We start from the raw sequence: 17943 nt of genomic DNA on the forward strand, positions 1-17943 counted from the left end.
GGTAAGACTATCGTCGCCCTTTCCTTGGGCATAAGTCAAGGATCAAGCAGGCAGATCGTTTTTTTTCCGTAACTTATCCGTGTATGCCACTGCATGTCCAAGCAAGTGTTGAATTTGAACAATTGGTCGGAATTCTGGTGATTCTGACGGGCTGTGATGCAAAGTCGCATCATGGCAAGGGTTTGCGCGCAATTGGCTGCACGGATCAGGCATCATTCAGCCGGTTGCCGTGAACCCCGATCCATGCCTGTGCGCCCCGATGCACCGCGTCATAGGTCGCGCGCCCCAGATCGCGCCCCAATCGGGTATGCTTTCCGGCAAAGGTTTTCGGGCCGGAATCGCAGGCCAGCGCGATGCAATCGGTGCCGGTTCCGGTCGCAAAACCGCTGCCGATCCGCAGCCCGCAATCGAGGATCGCCGCCGTTCGTGCCTCGGCGGCGATGGTCAGGGCCTCGATCATGGCGGCGTCGGTCAGGCCGTCCTCGATCAGCAACGCAAGATTGATCGTGCCCCAGCCCTTGCGCGGGGTGTCGCGGTGATGGCCGACCCGCTCGGCATTGCCCAGCCCGACCGTCGCCAGACAGGTGACCGCGCCGACCCGCGCCTGTTGCAGATGGCCAAGGTCGCGCGAGGTCATCATCGCCACGTCACCGGCATGTCCGATCCGCGAAAGTTCTGCCGCCAGCCAGTCGCAGGCGTCAAACCCCGGCGTCAGATCGGCATCACGCACCTGACGCCACAGCAGATGCCGGGCATCGACCAGCCCCGGCCGGTGCGGCGCGAAGGACAGCACCCGCCGCATCCGCCCCAGATCGACGATCAGCCACGGATCGCAGGTCCGCCATGACGGCGCGTCGGTCAATTCGGGGCGCGCTCGGCCCAGCCCGCAAAGATCCGCTCCAGCGCGACCACGGCGTAGTAGAGGACGATCCCCAGAAAGGCGAGCGCGATCAGGACCGCGAACATCAGGGGATAGTCGCTGTTGATCTGTCCCGACAGGAACAACGCGCCAAGGCCGCGCCCATGCGGAGAGACGATTTCGACCAGATTGGTGCCGATGAAGGCCAAGGTGACCGAAACCTTCAGCGCGCCGAAAAATTCTGGCAGGGTCTTGGGCAGGGCGATCTTGCGGAAGATGGTCAGCTTTGACGCCCCCAGCGCCGCAAGGATGTCGCGATATTCGGGCTCCAGCGTGGACAGGCCGATGCCGACCGACACGGCGATGGGAAAGAACGAGATCATGAAGGCCATCAGCACCGTGTTCAGGTCGTGCTGGCCAATGAAAATCAGCGCGATCACCGGCACCAGCGTCGCCTTGGGGATGGCGTTGAAGCCGACCAGCAGCGGATACAGCCCCTCGCGCGCGATGCGGGAAAAGCCCATGACCATGCCAAGGGCGGTGCCGAAGATCACCGCAAGGCCAAGGCCCAGAACCGTGCGCCACAGCGTCTGCCAGCCCATGTCGATGAACATGGTGCGGAACTTCCAGAAGGCGGCGGGCAGATCGGACGGCGCCGCCATCTTGTAGGTCGGCCAGCCATTGATCCAGACGACGAACTCCCACAGCGCCAGAAAGACGGCGATGGCCGCCAGCGGAACGGCGATCTTCTGAAAACTTTCCATCAATGCACCTCGCCGTCGCGGCCCTGCGCGATACGGATCTGATCGCGCAGCACATGCAGCATCTCGACCGCCTTCGGCTCATAGAGGATGTCGATGCTGCGATCGGCGGGCAGATCGACATTCAGCACAAATTGCGTGTGGGCAGGGCGGCCCGACAGCACCACCACCTGATCGCCCAGAAAGACGCTTTCGCGCAGGTCGTGGGTGATCAGCACGCAGGTGAAACTTTCGGCGGCGCGCAGGTCGCGCATCGTCTGCCACAGATCCTCGCGGGTGAAATTGTCCAGCGCACCGAAGGGTTCGTCCATGATCAGCACGCTGGGTTTGTGGACGATGGCGCGGCACAGGCTGGCGCGCTGGCGCATCCCGCCCGACAACTCGGACGGGCGCTTGTTCTCGAATCCGTTCAGCCCGACCATGTCCAGCAGATGCATGGCCCGGTCGTGCGCCTGCGCCCTGGTCGTCTTTGGCGCGACGATTTCCAGCGGCAGGGTCACGTTGTCGATGATCGTGCGCCATTCCAGCAGGACCGGGTTCTGGAACGCCATGCCCACGGTCTTGCGCGGGCTGGTCACCTTCTGCCCCTCCAGCCAGACCTCGCCGCTGGCGGGCTTCATCAGCCCCGAGATCAGCCGCGTCAGGGTGGATTTGCCGCAGCCCGAGGGGCCGACGACGGCGCAGAACTCTCCCTTGGGGATCGAGATATCCAGCCCGTCCAGCACCGGCAACGGCCCCTGTCGCGTTTGATAGGCGTGGCTGACGCCCTTGATTTCGATCAGATCCTGCATCCGTCCGGGTCCGCCCGCTGCCTTGCCTGTCACTCGATCATCAGGCTGCCGTCATCGGGCAGATAAGAGGCGTCGAAGAAGCGGGCGGCGTCGGGTTCGGACTGGAAGTCATAGACGGTCTTGGTCTGCTCGATGGATCGGGCGAAACGCTCGGGGTCGATATTGCCCATGCCATGTTCGCGGACGTAATCGGTCAGCACATTGCCCTCGACCGACAGCATCAGGCGGCGCTGTTCCAGCGCGCTGTCCGAGGCAGGGTTGCGCGAGGCCAGCGTGGCGATGGCGGCTTCGGGATCGGCGATGGCTTCTTTCCAGCCCCTTGCGGTCGCGCGGATGAAGCCGGTCACGGCCTCGGGGTTGGCCTCGGCGAAATCGGTATTGACGATGATCGCATTGCCGTAAAGCTCGACCCCGTAATCGGCCATCAGCAGCACGGTCAGATCATCGGCAGGCACGCCCAACCGTTCGGTGGACAGCGACGAGGTATAGGAAAAGCCCGTGACCGCCGCCACCTTGCCCTCGGCCAGCATCGGTTCGCGCACGGGGAAACCCACCGGGTCGATGGTGATCTGGTCCATGTCCAGCCCCTGTTCGGCGGCAAAGATCGGGAATTGCGCCCAGGCGCCATCGGGCGGCGGGGCGCCCAGCACCTTGCCCTCAAGGTCCTTCGGTTCCTCGATCCCCAGCGATTTGCGTCCGACCACGGCGAAGGGCGGCTTGTCATAGATCATCATCACCGCCGTCACCGGCGCATCGGGGTTCTGGTCCAGAAACTTCATCAGCGAACTGACATCGGTGAACCCGACCGGGAACGCCCCCGTCGCCACCTTCGGGATCGCATCCAGCGAACCGTTGCCCTCGCTGATCTCGACCGTCAGGCCCTCTTCGGCGTAAAAGCCCTGTTCGATGGCCAGCGTATAGGGGGCGGCGGGGCCTTCGAACTTCCAGTCGAGGGTAAAGGCCATCGGGGTCTGGGCGGCTGCCGCCGATGCGGTCAGGGCCAGAAACGTGGCTGCGGTCAGTCCGCGAAGGGCGGAAACGGGCATGGCGAAGCTCCTGTTCGTCTGTCTTGCACATCATTTGCCAGACAGTCGTCGGCTGGTGAAGGGCAAGCGGCTGAAAAGCCGGGCAAAAGTGAATCGGCTACCAGTCTTGCACGATCCTTGCGCCTTGTGTCCAGAAAATGCGCATCATCGTCGTATCGGCCATGCGGCATCCCGCATGGCCGGGCCGGTGGTGTCAGCGAAAGGCGGGGATCACCTTTTCGGCGTAATCGGCGATGATCTTTTCCTCGTCGCCGCTGTCCAGATAGATGTTGAACTGCGTCGTGCCCGCCGCCTGCAATTCGCGGATCTTCTCGACATGCTGTTCGGGCGTGCCAAGGACGCAGAAGCTTTGGACGATATCGTCGGTGATGAAGTCCAGATAGGGGTTATCGCTTTGCCCATGCTTGGAATAATCGTAGCCGCGCCGGTTCTCGATATAGCTGGTCAGGCTGGCCGGAACCCTGTCGGTATCGGCGCCGTATTTCTCGACGATATCGGCGACATGGTTGCCCACCATCGCCGGGAACCAGCGGGTCTTTTCCAGCGCCTCGTCCATCGGGCCGGTATGGGCGGGGGCGGCCGACATGACGCGATAGTTCGACATGTCGCGCCCGGCCTCGGTGCCCGCCTTCTTCGCCTCGTCCGCCAGCCATTTCACGATCGAGGGCTCGGCGATCTGAAGGATCAGCCCGTCGCCCACCCGCCCGGCCGAGGACAGCGCCTTCGGCCCATAGGCCGCGACCCAGACCGGCAGTTCATAGCCATCGGCCCAGGGGAACTGCACCGGCTCGGGCGTTTCGCCATATTGCACCGCCTCGCCCCGGACCAGCGCCTTGACGACATGGGCGAATTCCTCCAGCCGGGCCAGCGGGGCGGGCTTGCGGCCCATGACCCGCACGGCGCTGTCGCCCCGGCCCAGACCGATATCGAAACGCCCGCCCGACTGCTTGGCCAGCGAGCCGAACAGCGACGCCGCATGAGACCATTCGCGGGTATTGGGGTTGGTCACGCAGGGGCCGAAGCGCATCTTCGTGGTGTGTTCCATGCACATCGCCATCGCGGCATAGCTTTCGCGCCACAGGATATGGCTGTCATAGAACCAGCAATAGGCAAAGCCCGCGTTTTCCGCCTGCCGCACCAGGGCCCTTGCCCGGTTCGGTTCGACGAAGCCCTTGAAACAGATTGCAAATTCCATTTCTCTAACTCTCCCTGTCATCGTTTTTCCGTCAGTGTTCGGGGGCCCAGATGCGGATTCCCGCATGGCTGAAGGGCACCTCTTTCGAGATGTTGATGCGGATCAGGATCGGCGTGATCGCCTCGATACAGCGGGCGGCCTGCGCGTCGCCTGCGTTATAGGCCTCGACCCCCAGCCTTCGGATCAGCGCCATCGTCTTGCGCCGCGCCTCAAGATCGTTGCCGCAGACCAGAATGTCGCAATTGATCGGCTGGTCCAGCGTCCCCAGCGTTCTGGCCGAGACATTGTGCAGCGCCCCCACCACCGGGATATCGTCACCCAGCAACGCCTGCGCGGCCTCGGTCGCGGACCCTTCGGGCGGCATCGAGACCTTTTTCGGATCGCCGGGCGACAGCGGCACCACGATATCGACCAGCACCTTGCCTGCCAGATGCGGTTTCAGCGCCCGCAACGTGGCCTCATGGGCGGCGAAGGGCACGGCAAGGATGACCATCTCATCCGCCGCCCTGATCGCCGCGACATTGTCATGCCCGGTAATCACCGCCGCGCCGTCGGGCAGCCTTGCGGTCAATTCGGCGGCGATGTCAGCCGCCCGCGCACCTTCGCGCGATCCCAGCGCGACCGGCACGCCCGCGATGGCAAAGCGCAGCGCAAGCCCCTGTCCCTGCGGGCCGGTGCCGCCGATGATGGCAATGGTCATCTGAACTGATCCTCTTGCTGTTTGCGGATGATGTCGGTGGCGCGGCTGGCCGGATCCGGGCGCCAGTCCAGCCCGCGCAGCAGCACCAGAGGCGTGCGGGCATTCTTGCGCACCACCAGCCCGGATGCGGCGGCGATCTCGTCCGCCAGCGCGGGTTCGGTGACCTGCAACGGGCGGCCCCATGCGTCGTGGTTACCCTGTTCGCGGATGGTCGCGGGAACCCCGGCCAGCCCGATGGCGACATTCACCTGACCCATGCGCCACGGCCGCCCGAACGTGTCGGTCATCACCACCCCGATCCTTGCGCCAAAGTGGGCGGCCAGCGCATCGGCCAGCCTGCGGCAGCTTGCGTCGGGATCGGCGGGCAGGGTCAGCGCGGCATCCCGCTGGCCAAGGTTCGATTCATCCACCCCGGCATTGGCCGAGATGAAGCCCAGCCGGTGTTCGCAGATCATCACGCCCTCTGGCGCGCCGGGCGCGCGCCATGCCCGCAGGATGCGGCGGGTTTCGCGCAGAACGACCTCGACCTTGCGGGGATCCTTGTTCAGTTCCTGCGCCAGTTGCAGGGCCCGGTCCGAGGGCGTCACGCTGTCATAGGGGATCAGGCAGCCCTCGGCCTTCGAGACGACCTTCTGCGCCACACACAGGATATCGCCATCGGCCAGCGCCAGCCCCGCGCCCTCCAGCGCCGTGGCAAGGATCGTTGCCAGATCGTCGCCCGGCTGGATGTCGGGGATGCCGGGGATCGCGGTCAGGCTGACGGGCGCGGGCGGTGTCATGGCCGCACCTCGGCCAATGTGGCGCGTAGGGGGTGGGTCAGCAGGGCGGACAGGTCCTCTTGCCGGTCGATATCGTGCCGCAGGCTGGCCAGCGCCGGGGTCTCCGGATCCAGCCCCGCCGCTCGCGCCGCCGCGCAATGGGCCATGAAAGAGCCGGGGCCATAGTGGAAATCCATCCGCGCAGGCAGCGGCAGCAGCAGCGCATTGGTGCCGCCATCGGCGGATGCGCAGATCACCACCCGGTCGGGGTCGGCCGGACGGTCCAGCAGCGCCAGCAGATCCCGTTGCGTCGGCGCGGCCAGATCGCCGGGCAGCACCGCCATGCCGTGATGGCCACGCAGCACGGCCCATCCGGCTGCCTGCCGGATGGCACCGTTCAGGCCGCCGGTTGCGCCCTCGGGAATCACCCGGACGCCAAGCCCGTGCGCCAGCTCCGCGATCGCCGGGCTGGCGGTGACGGTGGCGATCTCGAAAGGGTGGGTGGCATCGGCCTGCGCCCTTTGCAGCCGGTGCAGCACGCGCGTGAACAGCAGGCTGGCCAGCCGTGCCCGCCGCGCGGGGGGCAGCACCGCGCCCAGCCGGGTCTTGGCCCGCGCCGGGTCCTTCATCGGCACCACGACCAGACGCGCGCTCATGCCGTCACCTGCGCCAGTTCGAGCAACTCGCCCGCCAGCCGCTGCTTGTCGGCCTGATCACGCATCAGGATCGGGCGGCATTCGGCCCGCATCCCCAGTGCCGTGATGGGGTCGCGCAGGTCCGCGTCCTGAGCATCGATCACCAGCAGGTCGATCAGCCCGGCATAGCGTTCCGCCACCCCCAGCGCATCCGCCCGCATTCCCAGCGCCGCCATCATCCGATCCGCCGGACCCTTGACGACCTTGCCCGCGATGAAGGGGCTGACGGCCAGTTTCGGCGCCTTCGCGGCCCGGAAGGCCTCGGTGATGCCGTTGATGCCAAGGATCGGCGCGATGCTGACCAGTGGGTTCGAGGGCGCCAGCACCAGCAGATCGGCCCCGGTGATCGCGGCCAGAGCCTCGGGCGTGGGGCGGGCGCTGTCGATGCCGTCGAAACGCAGCTCGCGGATTTCGGGAGCGCATTTCTCGCGCACGAAATATTCCTGAAAGCTCAGCCAGCCGGCATCGGCGCGCACCCGCGTCTGCACCCGGTCATCGGTCGGCAGGACGATGCGCGGGCCGACCCCCAGCGCCCGGGCCGCATCCTGCGCGATCAGGCTGGGCCGGTCGCCGCGCCCGCGCCGCATGGTGCGCCAGATATGCAGCCCGAAATCGCGGTCGCCAAGCGACATCCAGCAATCCTGCCCCAGCCGGAACAGCACCTCCAGCGCGCGGTGGCCCTCGTCGGCGACGCCCCAGCCCTGACTGCGGTCGATCAGCCCGGCAAGACTGTAGGTCAGCGTATCGATATCGGGCGAGACCCACAGCCCGTGAAATTCGTCGTCATCGGCGATATTGCCGATCACCGTCAGCGTGACATCGGGCAGGGCGGCCAGCCCCTCGGCCATCTTGGCGCCGCCGACGCCACCGGCCAGCAGGGTGACGCGGGTCATTCCGCGGCCTCGATGCGCCGGGGAAACATTTCCAGGAAATCCAGCGGGTCGCGACCGCCACGCGCGACCAGAGGGGCAAGTGCCGCCGGGTCGTGATCGTCATAGACCTCGCGGATGTCATAGACCGTATTGCGCCGCACCGGCACCCGTCCGGCGGCACGGATCATCCGCACCAGTTCATGCGCGGTAATTTCCTGCCCGTGGCTGGCCCCTGCGGCGCGGGAAATGCTTTCATTCATCAGCGTGCCGCCCAGATCGTTGACGCCGCGATGCAGCATCTGCTGCGCCCGGGCCGCGCCCAGTTTCGTCCACGACACCTGAATATTGTCGATCCAGCCCGCCAGCATCAGACGGCTGACGGCGTGCATCCGGTCCACCTCGTCCTCGGTCGGGCCGGGGCGCACGCGGTCGGGGGCCTGCGTATAAAGCGGTGATTCCGTATGCACGAAGGACAGCGGCACCAGTTCGGTGAATCCGCCGGTGTCCTTCTGGATCCGCCGCAGCAGCGCGATATGCGCGGCCCAATGTTCAGGCCCGTCGATATGGCCGTACATGATGGTGGCGGTGGTCGGGATGCCGACCTCATGCGCGGCGCGGATGATTTCGACCCAGACCTCGGCGGACAGCTTGTTCTTGGTCAGTTGTTGGCGCACCTCGGTATCCAGAATTTCCGCCGCCGTGCCGGGCATCGAGCCCAGACCCGCCGCCTTCAACTCGGCCAGAAAATCGTGATAGCCGCGCCGGGATTTGGTCGCGCCATACCAGATCTCGAAGGGCGAGAAGGCGTGGATATGCATGTCGGGCAGGGCGTCCTTGATCGCGGTGATGATGCGGCGGTAATGATCGCCCTCCATCTTTGGATGCAGCCCGCCCTGAATGCAGACCTCGGTCGCGCCCCGGTCCCAGGCCTGCTGGGCGCGGGCGGTGATCTGCTCAAGGCTCAGCCATTCGGCGCCGGTTTCCTCGGCCCGCTTGGCGAAACCGCAAAAGCGGCAGCCCATATAGCAGATGTTGGTAAAGTTGATATTGCGGTTCACCACGAAGCTGACCCTGTCGCCATTGGCGCGGCGGCGCATCTCGTCGGCGCTGGCATAGAGGGCGGGCTTGTCGGCGCCCTCGGCCTGAAACAGGATGACGCCCTCGGCTTCCGAAACCTCGCCCCCCGACAGGACCTTTTCGAGGATCGCGCGGACCGGGGGGCTGGCGTGGCGCAGTTCCGACAGATCGCCCGTTGGCAGGGTCATTGCACCTCTCCGATATGGCGTTGGTCGCGGGCCAGCCCTTCGGCTCCGGCAAGCGCCGAGACGCGGGCCAGCACCGGCGGGCTTATGAAATCGCCGCCCTGCATGAAGCGCGGATAGACCGTCAGCCTTTCGCGCAGCTCGAACCCCGCTTCGGCGCAGGATGCCGCCAGCGTACGGATTTCGGGCCATTCATGCTGCGGGTTGATGAAGTCGATGGTGACCGGGGAAATCCCGCCCCAGTCATTGATCCCCGCGCCCAGATAGGCGATGTGGCGCGCCGACAGGTTCGGGGGCGCCTGAAGGCTGATATCGGGCGACAGGATGATCCGCGCGGCGGCGATGGTGCGCAGCATGTCCTCCAGCGATGGCTCGGGGTGGTTCGCCATCGCGATATCGGGCTTGCGCTGGAAGTTCTGGATGATGACCTCTTGGATATGGCCGTGGCGGCGGTGGGCGGCGTCGATGGCATGCAGGGCCTCCAGCCGTTCGGCCCATGTCTCGCCGATGCCGATCAGCAGGCCGGTGGTGAAGGGCACCCGCCGCAGCCCGGCGCGGTCCAGCGTGCGCAGCCGTTGCAGCGGCACCTTGTCGGGGCAGGCGTGATGTGGCCCGCCCTTGCGCATCAGGCGGCGGCTGACGGTTTCCAGCATCATCCCCATCGAGGCCGCGACCGGGCGCAACTCTTCCAGTTCCGCGTCGGTCAGCGTGCCCGCGTTCACATGCGGCAGCAGCGAGGTCTCGTTCAGCACCAGCGCGCACATGTCGCGCAGATAGGCGGTCATGCGCGTGTAACCCAGCCGCGCCAGCCCGGCCCGCGCGGCTTCGTGGCGCAGTTCGGGCTTTTCGCCAAGACTGAACAGCAGTTCCTTGCAACCCTCGGCCTCGCCCCGCCGGGCGCTGGCCAGCACCTGATCGGGGGTCATGATATTGGCCTGCGGCGAACCCGGGTCCTTGACGAAGGTGCAGTAACCGCAGGTGTCGCGGCACATATTCGTCAGCGGCACGAAGACCTTGCGCGAATAGGTGACGGTGCGACCCCAATGCGTGTCGCGGATCCGCGCCGCTTCGCCCAGCAGGTCATCCAGATGCTGCGGCAGGATACGCGGACTGTCGGCGTCCGGCATCGGCATGTTCATGGTCCTCTCTCCCTGTTGGAAAGACTGCGCCCTGTGCTGCGAATCTGTCAAACATAATTTTATCAAATGGAAAAATTCTGTGGCGGTGCCGGGTGCGGATTTTTACCGGCGCACGGAATCCATGCAGAATCTTGCTGCATTCATGGGATGTTGGTGGAATGATCGGCGGATCGCAAAGCTGTCCGACCGAAAGGAAACAGGATGCCCAAGGCCTATTGGATCGCCCATGTCACGGTGACCGATCCCGAACCCTATGCCCTTTATGCCGCTGGCGCGTCCGCGGCCTTTGCCAGATACGGCGCCCGGATTCTGGCGCGCGGCGGCACCGTCAACCAGCTGGAGGGCGAGGGCCACCCCCGCAATGTGGTGATCGAGTTCGACAGCATGCAGGCGGCGCTGGACTGCTATCACTCGCCCGAATATCAGGCTGCGAAAGAGCATCGCCGCGATGCGGGCATCGCCAATATCATGATCGTCGAGGGGGCAGAGTAACGCGGGCCGTCAGGCCCGCAACGTTGCGCCGCCATCGACATAGATGTCGGTCATGGTCACATGGCCCGCCTGTTCCGACAGCAGATACATGACCGCCGCCGCGATATCCTCGGGCGTGGCCAGTTTTCCCAGCGGAATCCCGGCGCGGAAACTTGCGCCGTCGCCCGCGATCACCCGCGCCGCGCCGTCGTCGTCCTGCCACATGCCGGTCTGCATCGGCGTCAGGGTAGAGCCCGGCGCGACGATATTGCAGCGGATGCCGTGCCGGGCCAGTTCCAGCCCCAGACAGCGGGTCAGCATCGTCGCCGCCGCCTTGGATGCGGCATAGATGCCCATGTTCATGCGCGGGATCCCGGCGGCGTTGGAACTGACGGTCACCATCGCGCCGCCCTTGCCATGCGCCACCATCGCCCGCCCGAAGGCCGTGGTGACATTGAAGGTGCCGCGCGCATTGACGTCCATGACCCGGTCCCATTCCTGCGCCGGGGCCTCCAGCATGGGCAGGGTGGACAGAACCCCCGCCGCGTGAACCCCCAGCATCAGCGGACCGAACCGCGCCTCGGCCTCGGCGATCAGCGCATCGGGGCTGTCCTGCCCGACATCCAGCGCCTGCCAGATCAGCCGGTCGCCGTCGATGAAATCGCCCGCCGCCAAAGCCCCGGGCGTATCGGTGGCGACGACCATGGCCCCGGCCTCTTGCAGCGCCGCGACCAGCGCCTGTCCGATGCCGCCCGCGGCCCCGGTGACAAAGGCCAGCCGGTCCTGAAAACCCGTCAGCTTCATGCCAACTCCTCCTGCATCCCCAGCGCGGCCAGCACCTGCCGCGTATTCATCACCACGCCGCTGCAATCCGCGATCCAGCGCATCGCCATCTCATGCTGATCGCGGCTGAAATCGGCCTGAGCGTCCGAGACCGCAAAGGGGTGAATATCGCGCTGGAATGCCTCGGCCACGGTGGCAAGGCAGCCGATATGGGCATAGATGCCGGTCACGATCAGTTGGCTGCGACCCCGCGCGCGCATCAGATGCTCCAGATTGGACCGCTGAAACGCGCTGTAGCGGTGTTTCAGCAGAACGTGATCGCCCTCGGCAGGGGCAAGCTGAGGCAGGATCTCTTCGTGATCGGGGGTGGCGCTCATCCCTGGACCCCACAGATCGGCCTGAAGCCCGCGATCGGGGCGGAACTGATCGCCGCGCTGCGCGGTATAGAATACCGGTATCCCCACCTTGCGCGCCGCCGCGATCAGCCGGGCGATATTCGGAATGGTGGTCGCCAGCGGTCCGCCATCGTCACCGAAGGCGCGGCAGAAGTAACGCTGCATGTCATGGACCAGCAGCGCCGCCCGGTCCGGCTGAAGATCCCATGTCGCCCGCGATCGCGGCAGATCGTCGGCGGGCGGGTCATAGGCGGGGATCGCGGGCAGGGCCATCGGGTCGTCCTTCGTCAGCTTGCAGTGTGAATGCCGGTCATGCCCGCCGCGCGCGGCAGGCCAAGCGCGTCCAGCAGGGCACCGAACTTGGCGCCGGTCTCGGCCGCCTCGGCCATCGGGTCGGAACCGGGAACGATGCCCGCCCCGGCGTGAAGCCGCGCGGTCGTGCCGCAGATCTCGGCGCAGCGGATGGTCACGAACCACGCCCCGTCGCCCTGCGCATCGTTCCAGCCGGTCGCCCCGGCGTAAAAGCCGCGCGGCACCGGCTCCAGCTGGTGGATCAGGTCGGCGGCGCGGCGCACCGGCAACCCGCAGATCGCCGGGGTGGGATGCAGCCGCGAGGCCAGCAGGATCGAGGGCAGGCTTTCGTCGTGCAGCCGCCCCTGAATGCGGGTGCCCAGATGCCACATGCTGCCGGTATGGGTCAGCGTCGTGCCCTCGGGGCAGCCCAGATCGGCGCAGAAGGGGGCCAGCACATCAAGGATATATTCGACGACCAGCGCATGTTCGCGCCGGTCCTTGTCCGATTGCAGCAGCCCGTTGGCGGCGGCGCGGTCACGGACCGGATCGGCGCTGCGCGGGGCGGACCCGGCCAGCGGATGGGAAACAATCTGCGCCGCGGATTTGCGCAACAGCAGTTCCGGCGTCGCGCCGATCAGCAGCCGGGGGCCGTCCTGTCCCGGCTGGTCGGGCAGGCGGGTGGCGAATGTGGTCACGGTCCGGTCCTGCGCCAGCCGCGCCATCACCAGATCAGCGGGGATGGGCCGGTCGGTGGTCAGCGCCAGCGTCCGCGACAGCACGACCTTGGTCAGCGCCTGATCCTGCCCGGCGCTGTCACCCATGATCCGCAGCGCATGCGCGACGGCCCGGGCAAAATCCCCGACCGGCGGTTCGGGCTGCATCGAACGAACCTTGGGCAGCAGCGCCGCCGCCATCTGCGACGCGATCGGCAGCGCCTGCGAGGTCAGCACCGAATCCGCCCGCCACAGGCAATCCTCGTCCTGATCCGAGAAGGGCAGCGCCCCGCCGATCATGCCCGCCAGCCCCGCCAGTCGCGATTCCAGCGTATCGCCACGGCCACGCGGAATCGGCTGTGCGGCGCCAATGCCCCGCAATGCGCCATAGGGCCCATCGAACGAGAACAGGCATCCCTCTTGCGCCGGGTGAATGTCACCCTCGGTATCGATTGTGCGAATGTTCATCCGCTTCCTTCCGAATCTCGTCGCGATTGCGCTGTGGCGCTGGTTGTCCGGGAAGGGCTGGCTGTGGCTGGCCGGGCGCATATGGACCAGCCAAAGGCGCGAGGCAACCTTGCTTGCCGATTGCGCGCGCAAACTGCCAGAAGCGCCGGGGATACTCAAGCGGGATCGGCAGGTGCGGCGCAGGTCCGCAATGGGGCCGGCTTATGGCGGCATCCTTCTTCTGCCGGTCAGGCCCGGGCTGTTGCTGCGATCCTGCGGGCGGGCTCGATTCCGATCTATCCCCCAGAGGTACAAGCGAAATTAGCGCGGCGACGGCGGGACCGCGCAAATCCCCGCCGCCTGTGCGCCTGTCCCGGCCTTTTCTTCGGCGGCGCCCGGCTCTAGACCATCGCCAGAAAAACACGAAGGGGACGGGACATGGCGGTAAGCTGGCTGGAAGCGGCGTTTCTGGGATTGTTGCAGGGCCTGACAGAGTTCCTGCCCATCTCATCCAGCGCCCATCTGCGCATCGCGGGGGAATTCCTGCCCTCGGGCGCCGATCCGGGCGCCGCCTTCACCGCCATCACCCAGATCGGAACCGAGCTGGCCGTGCTGGTCTATTTCTGGCCCGATATCCGCCGCATCGCGGGCGCCTGGCTGGGCCGCGTGCTGGCGCGCGACCACGCGGCAAACGCCGATGACGTGCGCATGGGCTGGCTGATCATCGTGGGCTCGCTGCCCATCGTCGTGCTGGGTCTGCTGTTCAAGGACCAGATCGAGACCGGATTGCGCAACCTCTATATCACCGCGACGGCACTGATCGTCTTCGGTGTCATCCTTGGCATCGCCGACCGGATCGGGCGCAAGCAACGGCCCCTGCAACGACTGACATGGACCCACGGCATCCTGTTCGGGCTGGCGCAGGCGATGGCGCTGATTCCCGGCGTCTCGCGGTCGGGCGGCACGATCACCGCCGGGCTGCTGATGGGCTATACCCGAGAGGCCGCCGCGCGCTATTCCTTCCTGCTGGCGGTGCCCGCCGTCTTCGGCTCGGGCTTTTATCAGCTGTTCAAAAGCATCGGACAGGTGAACCCGGTCGGCTGGGGCGAGACCGCGCTGGCAACGCTGATCGCCTTCGGCGTCGGCTATGTGGTGATCGTGTTCTTCCTGCGACTGGTCTCGACCCGCAACTATCAGCCGTTCGTGTGGTATCGCATCGTTCTGGGGATGGCGATCTTCGCGCTGCTGGCAACCGGCCACATCCCCGCGATCTGAACGCGCAGCAGACCGTAAGCGGTGCAAAGACCCCATGTTTCCATAAATCAATGACTTAGCGATACTGGTGTCACCTGATCAAAGGAGGTGACAATGCTGGACGGAGAGGTTCCGGAAGAGGTTGAAACTGTCTGGGGCTTTGCCGTCCCGACCATGCCCAACGGGCGCCGAAAATGGCCCGAGGCGCTCCGCGCCATGGCAGTCGAACGGATCGAGGCCGGCGCCAATGTTCGTGAGATCGCTGAAGAAATTGGCGCGCACCAGTCCCTGGTAGCGGTATGGGTCAAGAACGCCAGACCCGTTGATGCCGCGCCGACGTTTTTCGAGGTCCTGCCGCCGACAACGGCGAAACCGGGCCGCAACGCCAGATCCAACCCAGCCGTGGCGGATGATGCAGCATCCTGCCGGATCCGTATCGGTGATGCCGATATTGCGATACCGCCTGGTTATCCCGCCGCTCATCTTACCGAGATCCTGCGTGCCGTGAGGGCCTCGCAGTGATCTCTCCTTCCGGCAGTTTCCGCATTTTTCTCGCATCCGAACCGGTCGATTTTCGCAAGGGTATGGACGGGCTAGCGGCCCATGTGGCCAACAGATTCGACCTCGATCCGTTCTGCGGGGCGATATACGTCTTTCGATCGCGCCGGGCCGACAGGTTGAAGTTGCTGGTCTAGGATGGCACCGGCCTGGTGCTGATCATGAAACGCCTGCACGGTCGGCGGTTCACATGGCCGAAGCCGCAGACAGGTCCGGTCACACTCAGCAAGGTCGAGTTCGACGCTCTGTTTGAGGGCATCGACTGGACCCAGGTCGTTGCTGCCAAGGTGAACAAGCCCACCTTCCTCTGACTCAATCCCACAGTGCCTCTTATCCGGCCGGGTGTCATCCCGTCCGCTGCCGGAACTTTGCCTGAAAAGGAGCACGCACATGACACGCATTCCCTTTATCGAGGCCCGTTTCTTCGATCCCGCTGAAACCAGACATGCACTGGAATGCCGGTTTGCCGTGCATTTGCGCAAGCTTCGTGCGCCGCATCTGCATCTGCGCGAAGAGAGCAACGGTATTGAGGCATTCGAACCTGATCTCGACATCAAGGACATGCATCGGATCCAGCGGCACGCCAAGCGCATCCTGGCGTGCCGCGAGGCCGCTTCTGGCCTGGATCACCTGAGAAAGGAAGATCGCGTGCGGTTGGGGGTGTTCCGGGATGGGGCCAAGCTGTTCTGGGTCTGCAGTGAGCACCACGCCGACGAACTGGCGGCGTCGATTCACACCGATATGCCCTGGATGGCGCTGGCTACAGACCTCGTCTGGCACGCGATGCGCCGATCGGTCCGCGAGGGCTGGCCCGGCCTGCGTTTGTCGCCCATATTGCTGGATGGTCCTCCGGGCATCGGCAAGAGCCACTGGGCGCGCCTGCTGGGCGAGGCGATTGCCGCACCGACCACAGTGATCGAAGCAACGGGCGAGAATGCCTCGTTTGGGGTGGTCGGATCACAGCGCGGCTGGGGTGGCTCCTGCCCGGGACGGGTCATCGAAACCATCATCCAAAACCGTATCGCCAATCCTGTCGTCGTCGTGGATGAGATTGAAAAGGCGGGCACCCCCACCTCCACCAAAGGCCTGACTTTCGGTCTCGCTGAAGCTCTGTTGCCGCTTCTTGAACCGATGACCGCGCGCCGCTGGAGTTGTCCTTATTTCCAGGTGCGGTTCGACATGAGTTGGGTGATGTGGGTGCTGACCAGCAACAACCATCGATTGCTGCCGGAACCGCTGCTCAGCCGTTGTCCGCCGCTGATGATGCGCAATCCCAGCTTTCCGGAACTTGTGGATTTCGTCCGACGCGAAGGCCTGCGGCGGAAGCTGTCAGATACCGCCATCGCGTCGCTCATTGAAGCGCTGGAACATCCTTTTTGGCGGGGTCGCCCGCCCAGCCTGAGGGTCGTGATCCGCATGCTCACACGGGCGGCTGACATCGAAAACCGACCATCCCTGCACTGAACCAGACCCTCCCCCTCTTCCTATCAGGAGACCACTATGAAACTCACCCCCGATCAGCGTATCTGGGTCAGCAAGGTGCTGGCCGCCATCTCAGCCGTCGAGACCGCCCCCTCGGAAGCCGACCTGGCTGATGCACCGGTTCTTGACTGCTGGCGCCCCCTGATCTCCCACCGCGGCGACCTGATCCTCTGGGGTATGGTTTCCGGTCATCCACGACTGGGTAGTAATCAAATCACCACCTTACAGTTGATCGCAGTCAACGCAGCACGTGGCTGAATTCCTGCTGGGCCGCGAGGTGTCTGAGCGGCGCCTGCACTCGGTCAGAACCGCCTCTCTGGAAACCGGTGTCGGGGAAGTGGCGCTGGAACAGTTCCTGACCGAGGCGGGCGCTTTCACCCCGGGCGATGACCGACCGCGCAGCCGCAGGACCTTTCCCGCCAATATCTACGCGCCATTGCTGGCCGAGGTCGCGTCGCTGGTCACCGCCATCGGTCTGGCACAGGCCATGGGCGCGACCAGAGGCGAGGTCGAGGCGCTGATCCGGGGAGGGGTTCTGACACCGCGAACACAAAACGCGTCGATCAAGCTGAAATGGCGGATTCAGGATGGTCTGGCCCTGAACGCCGAGTTGCAGGCGCTGGCGGTGCCGAACCCCTCAGGCGGGCAGGGCTGGGAACGCCTGCAGGCGGCGAGCGCCCGGGCGCACATGCCGGTCGGCGACTTCATCTCGGCCATCCGTGCGGGCGAGCTGCAGGTCGGCCGGGTTGCGGCAGACGAAAGCTATCACGGATTCTCGGTCCGGAAGTTGTCGGTGGATCGTTGGCTGAAAGCCCGTGCCGATCACGCGATGCGCGCGGTTGACGCCTTGCCCAACGTCATGTCCGCGGCGGAATTCGCGCGTTCCATCGGTTTGCGGGATAAGCGGAGGTTTCAGGCGCTGATCGAGGCCGGACATGCGGAGGCGCTGGAGACGGTACACCCCGTCACCCGGCGGATGCAGCTGCGGATGACGGAAGCGCATATCGCCTCGTTCCATGAAAAATTCCTGACCCTGACATCCATGCAGGCTGAAACCGGCCTTCATCGGAACTCGATTCTGTCGCTGTTGAGGGCAGCCAGCGTCGGGGTGTTCGCCCCGGAGGGGCTCGATTTCGGCCCCATCTATCTGCGCCAGGAGGCGATGCCGGTCCTCCTCACGGCGTCTGGTAGGGAGAAGCGGTGAAATGACCTTCGCAGGCCTGAAAATCCGAACTTCAGCCAATTCACATAAAAATATCACTATAAATCAAAGCAATATTCTGATCGATTCGTCGTTCCGGGGTTCGCACTTGACAGGGGTGTGCACGAAAAACCCCGGAATCGTGCACTCTTATGCCTCGTTAGCACACTAAAAATTGATGGTGGCGCTCCCGGCAGGACCCGAACCTTTATCTAAACTAGATACATTATCGAATTCTTTAGAGTATTGTTTTTAATATTTTTTCCG

20 protein-coding genes and 1 pseudogene are annotated in these 17943 nt (G+C 65.1%); 7 read left to right on the forward strand and 14 right to left on the reverse strand.

Annotated features, from left to right (window positions below; genetic code table 11):
* Positions 1-205: 205 nt before the first annotated feature.
* The 11 genes from JHW40_RS21130 to cofG all read right to left on the reverse strand — a co-directional run bounded on the left by JHW40_RS21130 (position 206) and on the right by cofG (position 10078).
* Complete coding sequence (locus tag JHW40_RS21130) at positions 206-862, reverse strand: adenosylcobinamide amidohydrolase (RefSeq protein ID WP_419182486.1); 657 nt, start codon at positions 860-862, stop codon at positions 206-208.
* On the reverse strand, positions 859-1623 hold the full coding sequence (locus JHW40_RS21135; RefSeq protein ID WP_090611442.1) for an ABC transporter permease: 765 nt from the start codon (positions 1621-1623) through the stop codon (positions 859-861). The genes JHW40_RS21130 and JHW40_RS21135 overlap by 4 nt, the downstream gene beginning before the upstream one ends.
* The gene (locus JHW40_RS21140; protein WP_090611443.1) at positions 1623-2411 is read right to left on the reverse strand and encodes an ABC transporter ATP-binding protein; all 789 of its coding nucleotides are present in this window, start codon (positions 2409-2411) and stop codon (positions 1623-1625) included. Before JHW40_RS21140 ends, JHW40_RS21135 begins: the two co-directional genes overlap by 1 nt.
* A gap of 29 nt (positions 2412-2440) precedes the next feature.
* The gene (locus tag JHW40_RS21145) at positions 2441-3457 is read right to left on the reverse strand and encodes an ABC transporter substrate-binding protein (RefSeq protein ID WP_090611444.1); all 1017 of its coding nucleotides are present in this window, start codon (positions 3455-3457) and stop codon (positions 2441-2443) included.
* A gap of 193 nt (positions 3458-3650) precedes the next feature.
* Entirely contained in the window at positions 3651-4652 is a 1002-nt protein-coding gene (locus JHW40_RS21150; protein WP_090611445.1) for a TIGR03842 family LLM class F420-dependent oxidoreductase, read from the reverse strand.
* 31 nt (positions 4653-4683) lie between these two features.
* Positions 4684-5352 (reverse strand): NADPH-dependent F420 reductase, encoded by a 669-nt coding sequence (npdG, locus tag JHW40_RS21155; RefSeq protein ID WP_090611446.1) that lies wholly within the window; start codon positions 5350-5352, stop codon positions 4684-4686.
* Positions 5349-6131, reverse strand: coding sequence for a coenzyme F420-0:L-glutamate ligase (gene cofE, locus JHW40_RS21160; RefSeq protein WP_090611447.1), 783 nt, complete (start codon positions 6129-6131; stop codon positions 5349-5351). The genes npdG and cofE overlap by 4 nt, the downstream gene beginning before the upstream one ends.
* Positions 6128-6766 carry a 2-phospho-L-lactate guanylyltransferase gene (cofC, locus tag JHW40_RS21165; RefSeq protein ID WP_090611448.1) on the reverse strand — a complete coding sequence of 213 codons (639 nt, stop codon included), beginning with the start codon at positions 6764-6766 and terminating at the stop codon, positions 6128-6130. The genes cofE and cofC overlap by 4 nt, the downstream gene beginning before the upstream one ends.
* Positions 6763-7698, reverse strand: a complete 936-nt coding sequence (locus JHW40_RS21170) for a 2-phospho-L-lactate transferase (RefSeq protein ID WP_090611449.1) — start codon at positions 7696-7698, stop codon at positions 6763-6765. Before JHW40_RS21170 ends, cofC begins: the two co-directional genes overlap by 4 nt.
* Positions 7695-8942: a 5-amino-6-(D-ribitylamino)uracil--L-tyrosine 4-hydroxyphenyl transferase CofH gene (gene cofH, locus JHW40_RS21175; protein ID WP_090611450.1), complete on the reverse strand. Its 1248-nt coding sequence runs from the start codon at positions 8940-8942 to the stop codon at positions 7695-7697. Before cofH ends, JHW40_RS21170 begins: the two co-directional genes overlap by 4 nt.
* Positions 8939-10078, reverse strand: coding sequence for a 7,8-didemethyl-8-hydroxy-5-deazariboflavin synthase CofG (gene cofG / locus JHW40_RS21180; RefSeq protein WP_090611451.1), 1140 nt, complete (start codon positions 10076-10078; stop codon positions 8939-8941). The genes cofH and cofG overlap by 4 nt, the downstream gene beginning before the upstream one ends.
* Before the next feature lie 201 nt (positions 10079-10279).
* Here cofG and JHW40_RS21185 point away from each other — a divergent pair, with 201 nt between their 5' ends.
* Positions 10280-10570 carry a DUF1330 domain-containing protein gene (locus JHW40_RS21185; protein ID WP_090611452.1) on the forward strand — a complete coding sequence of 97 codons (291 nt, stop codon included), beginning with the start codon at positions 10280-10282 and terminating at the stop codon, positions 10568-10570.
* A 9-nt stretch (positions 10571-10579) separates the two neighbouring features.
* Here the strand turns inward: JHW40_RS21185 and JHW40_RS21190 are convergent, their stop codons facing one another.
* Genes JHW40_RS21190 through JHW40_RS21200 form a run of 3 tightly spaced genes read right to left on the reverse strand, consistent with a single transcriptional unit; the run spans position 10580 to position 13202 of the window.
* Positions 10580-11353 carry an SDR family oxidoreductase gene (locus JHW40_RS21190; protein ID WP_090611453.1) on the reverse strand — a complete coding sequence of 258 codons (774 nt, stop codon included), beginning with the start codon at positions 11351-11353 and terminating at the stop codon, positions 10580-10582.
* On the reverse strand, positions 11350-12000 hold the full coding sequence (locus JHW40_RS21195) for an isochorismatase family protein (RefSeq protein ID WP_090611454.1): 651 nt from the start codon (positions 11998-12000) through the stop codon (positions 11350-11352). Before JHW40_RS21195 ends, JHW40_RS21190 begins: the two co-directional genes overlap by 4 nt.
* A 14-nt stretch (positions 12001-12014) precedes the next feature.
* A complete protein-coding gene (locus tag JHW40_RS21200; protein ID WP_090611455.1) occupies positions 12015-13202 on the reverse strand; it encodes an isochorismate synthase in 1188 nt (395 codons plus the stop codon).
* Between the two features lie 417 nt (positions 13203-13619).
* Between JHW40_RS21200 and JHW40_RS21205 the strand changes: the two genes are divergently transcribed.
* The 6 genes and pseudogenes from JHW40_RS21205 (at position 13620) to JHW40_RS21230 (ending at position 17679) form a co-directional block, all read left to right on the forward strand.
* Positions 13620-14456, forward strand: coding sequence for an undecaprenyl-diphosphate phosphatase (locus JHW40_RS21205; protein ID WP_090611456.1), 837 nt, complete (start codon positions 13620-13622; stop codon positions 14454-14456).
* A 93-nt stretch (positions 14457-14549) separates the two neighbouring features.
* Positions 14550-14957 carry a transposase gene (locus JHW40_RS21210; RefSeq protein ID WP_090611457.1) on the forward strand — a complete coding sequence of 136 codons (408 nt, stop codon included), beginning with the start codon at positions 14550-14552 and terminating at the stop codon, positions 14955-14957.
* Positions 14954-15304: pseudogene (tnpB, locus tag JHW40_RS21215) on the forward strand (IS66 family insertion sequence element accessory protein TnpB). Before JHW40_RS21210 ends, tnpB begins: the two are co-directional and overlap by 4 nt.
* 79 nt (positions 15305-15383) lie before the next feature.
* On the forward strand, positions 15384-16457 hold the full coding sequence (locus JHW40_RS21220) for an AAA family ATPase (RefSeq protein WP_090611460.1): 1074 nt from the start codon (positions 15384-15386) through the stop codon (positions 16455-16457).
* A gap of 36 nt (positions 16458-16493) precedes the next feature.
* Entirely contained in the window at positions 16494-16733 is a 240-nt protein-coding gene (locus JHW40_RS21225; RefSeq protein WP_090611461.1) for a DUF6634 family protein, read from the forward strand.
* A gap of 79 nt (positions 16734-16812) precedes the next feature.
* Positions 16813-17679: a hypothetical protein gene (locus JHW40_RS21230; protein WP_272849135.1), complete on the forward strand. Its 867-nt coding sequence runs from the start codon at positions 16813-16815 to the stop codon at positions 17677-17679.
* The last annotated feature ends 264 nt before the right edge of the window (positions 17680-17943 follow it).

The organism is Paracoccus alcaliphilus, assembly GCF_028553725.1.
Classification (GTDB): Bacteria; Pseudomonadota; Alphaproteobacteria; order Rhodobacterales; family Rhodobacteraceae; genus Paracoccus; species Paracoccus alcaliphilus.

Coding starts and splice junctions, on each gene's coding strand:
- JHW40_RS21140 (WP_090611443.1), bottom strand. CDS start 2,411: ATGCAGGATCTGATCGAAATCAAGGGCGTCAGCCACGCCTATCAAACG.
- JHW40_RS21145 (WP_090611444.1), bottom strand. CDS start 3,457: ATGCCCGTTTCCGCCCTTCGCGGACTGACCGCAGCCACGTTTCTGGCC.
- JHW40_RS21135 (WP_090611442.1), bottom strand. CDS start 1,623: ATGGAAAGTTTTCAGAAGATCGCCGTTCCGCTGGCGGCCATCGCCGTC.
- JHW40_RS21150 (WP_090611445.1), bottom strand. CDS start 4,652: ATGGAATTTGCAATCTGTTTCAAGGGCTTCGTCGAACCGAACCGGGCA.
- npdG (WP_090611446.1), bottom strand. CDS start 5,352: ATGACCATTGCCATCATCGGCGGCACCGGCCCGCAGGGACAGGGGCTT.
- cofH (WP_090611450.1), bottom strand. CDS start 8,942: ATGACCCTGCCAACGGGCGATCTGTCGGAACTGCGCCACGCCAGCCCC.
- cofE (WP_090611447.1), bottom strand. CDS start 6,131: ATGACACCGCCCGCGCCCGTCAGCCTGACCGCGATCCCCGGCATCCCC.
- JHW40_RS21200 (WP_090611455.1), bottom strand. CDS start 13,202: ATGAACATTCGCACAATCGATACCGAGGGTGACATTCACCCGGCGCAA.
- JHW40_RS21170 (WP_090611449.1), bottom strand. CDS start 7,698: ATGACCCGCGTCACCCTGCTGGCCGGTGGCGTCGGCGGCGCCAAGATG.
- cofG (WP_090611451.1), bottom strand. CDS start 10,078: ATGAACATGCCGATGCCGGACGCCGACAGTCCGCGTATCCTGCCGCAG.
- JHW40_RS21190 (WP_090611453.1), bottom strand. CDS start 11,353: ATGAAGCTGACGGGTTTTCAGGACCGGCTGGCCTTTGTCACCGGGGCC.
- JHW40_RS21220 (WP_090611460.1), top strand. CDS start 15,384: ATGACACGCATTCCCTTTATCGAGGCCCGTTTCTTCGATCCCGCTGAA.
- cofC (WP_090611448.1), bottom strand. CDS start 6,766: ATGAGCGCGCGTCTGGTCGTGGTGCCGATGAAGGACCCGGCGCGGGCC.
- JHW40_RS21210 (WP_090611457.1), top strand. CDS start 14,550: ATGCTGGACGGAGAGGTTCCGGAAGAGGTTGAAACTGTCTGGGGCTTT.
- JHW40_RS21195 (WP_090611454.1), bottom strand. CDS start 12,000: ATGGCCCTGCCCGCGATCCCCGCCTATGACCCGCCCGCCGACGATCTG.
- JHW40_RS21205 (WP_090611456.1), top strand. CDS start 13,620: ATGGCGGTAAGCTGGCTGGAAGCGGCGTTTCTGGGATTGTTGCAGGGC.
- JHW40_RS21185 (WP_090611452.1), top strand. CDS start 10,280: ATGCCCAAGGCCTATTGGATCGCCCATGTCACGGTGACCGATCCCGAA.
- JHW40_RS21225 (WP_090611461.1), top strand. CDS start 16,494: ATGAAACTCACCCCCGATCAGCGTATCTGGGTCAGCAAGGTGCTGGCC.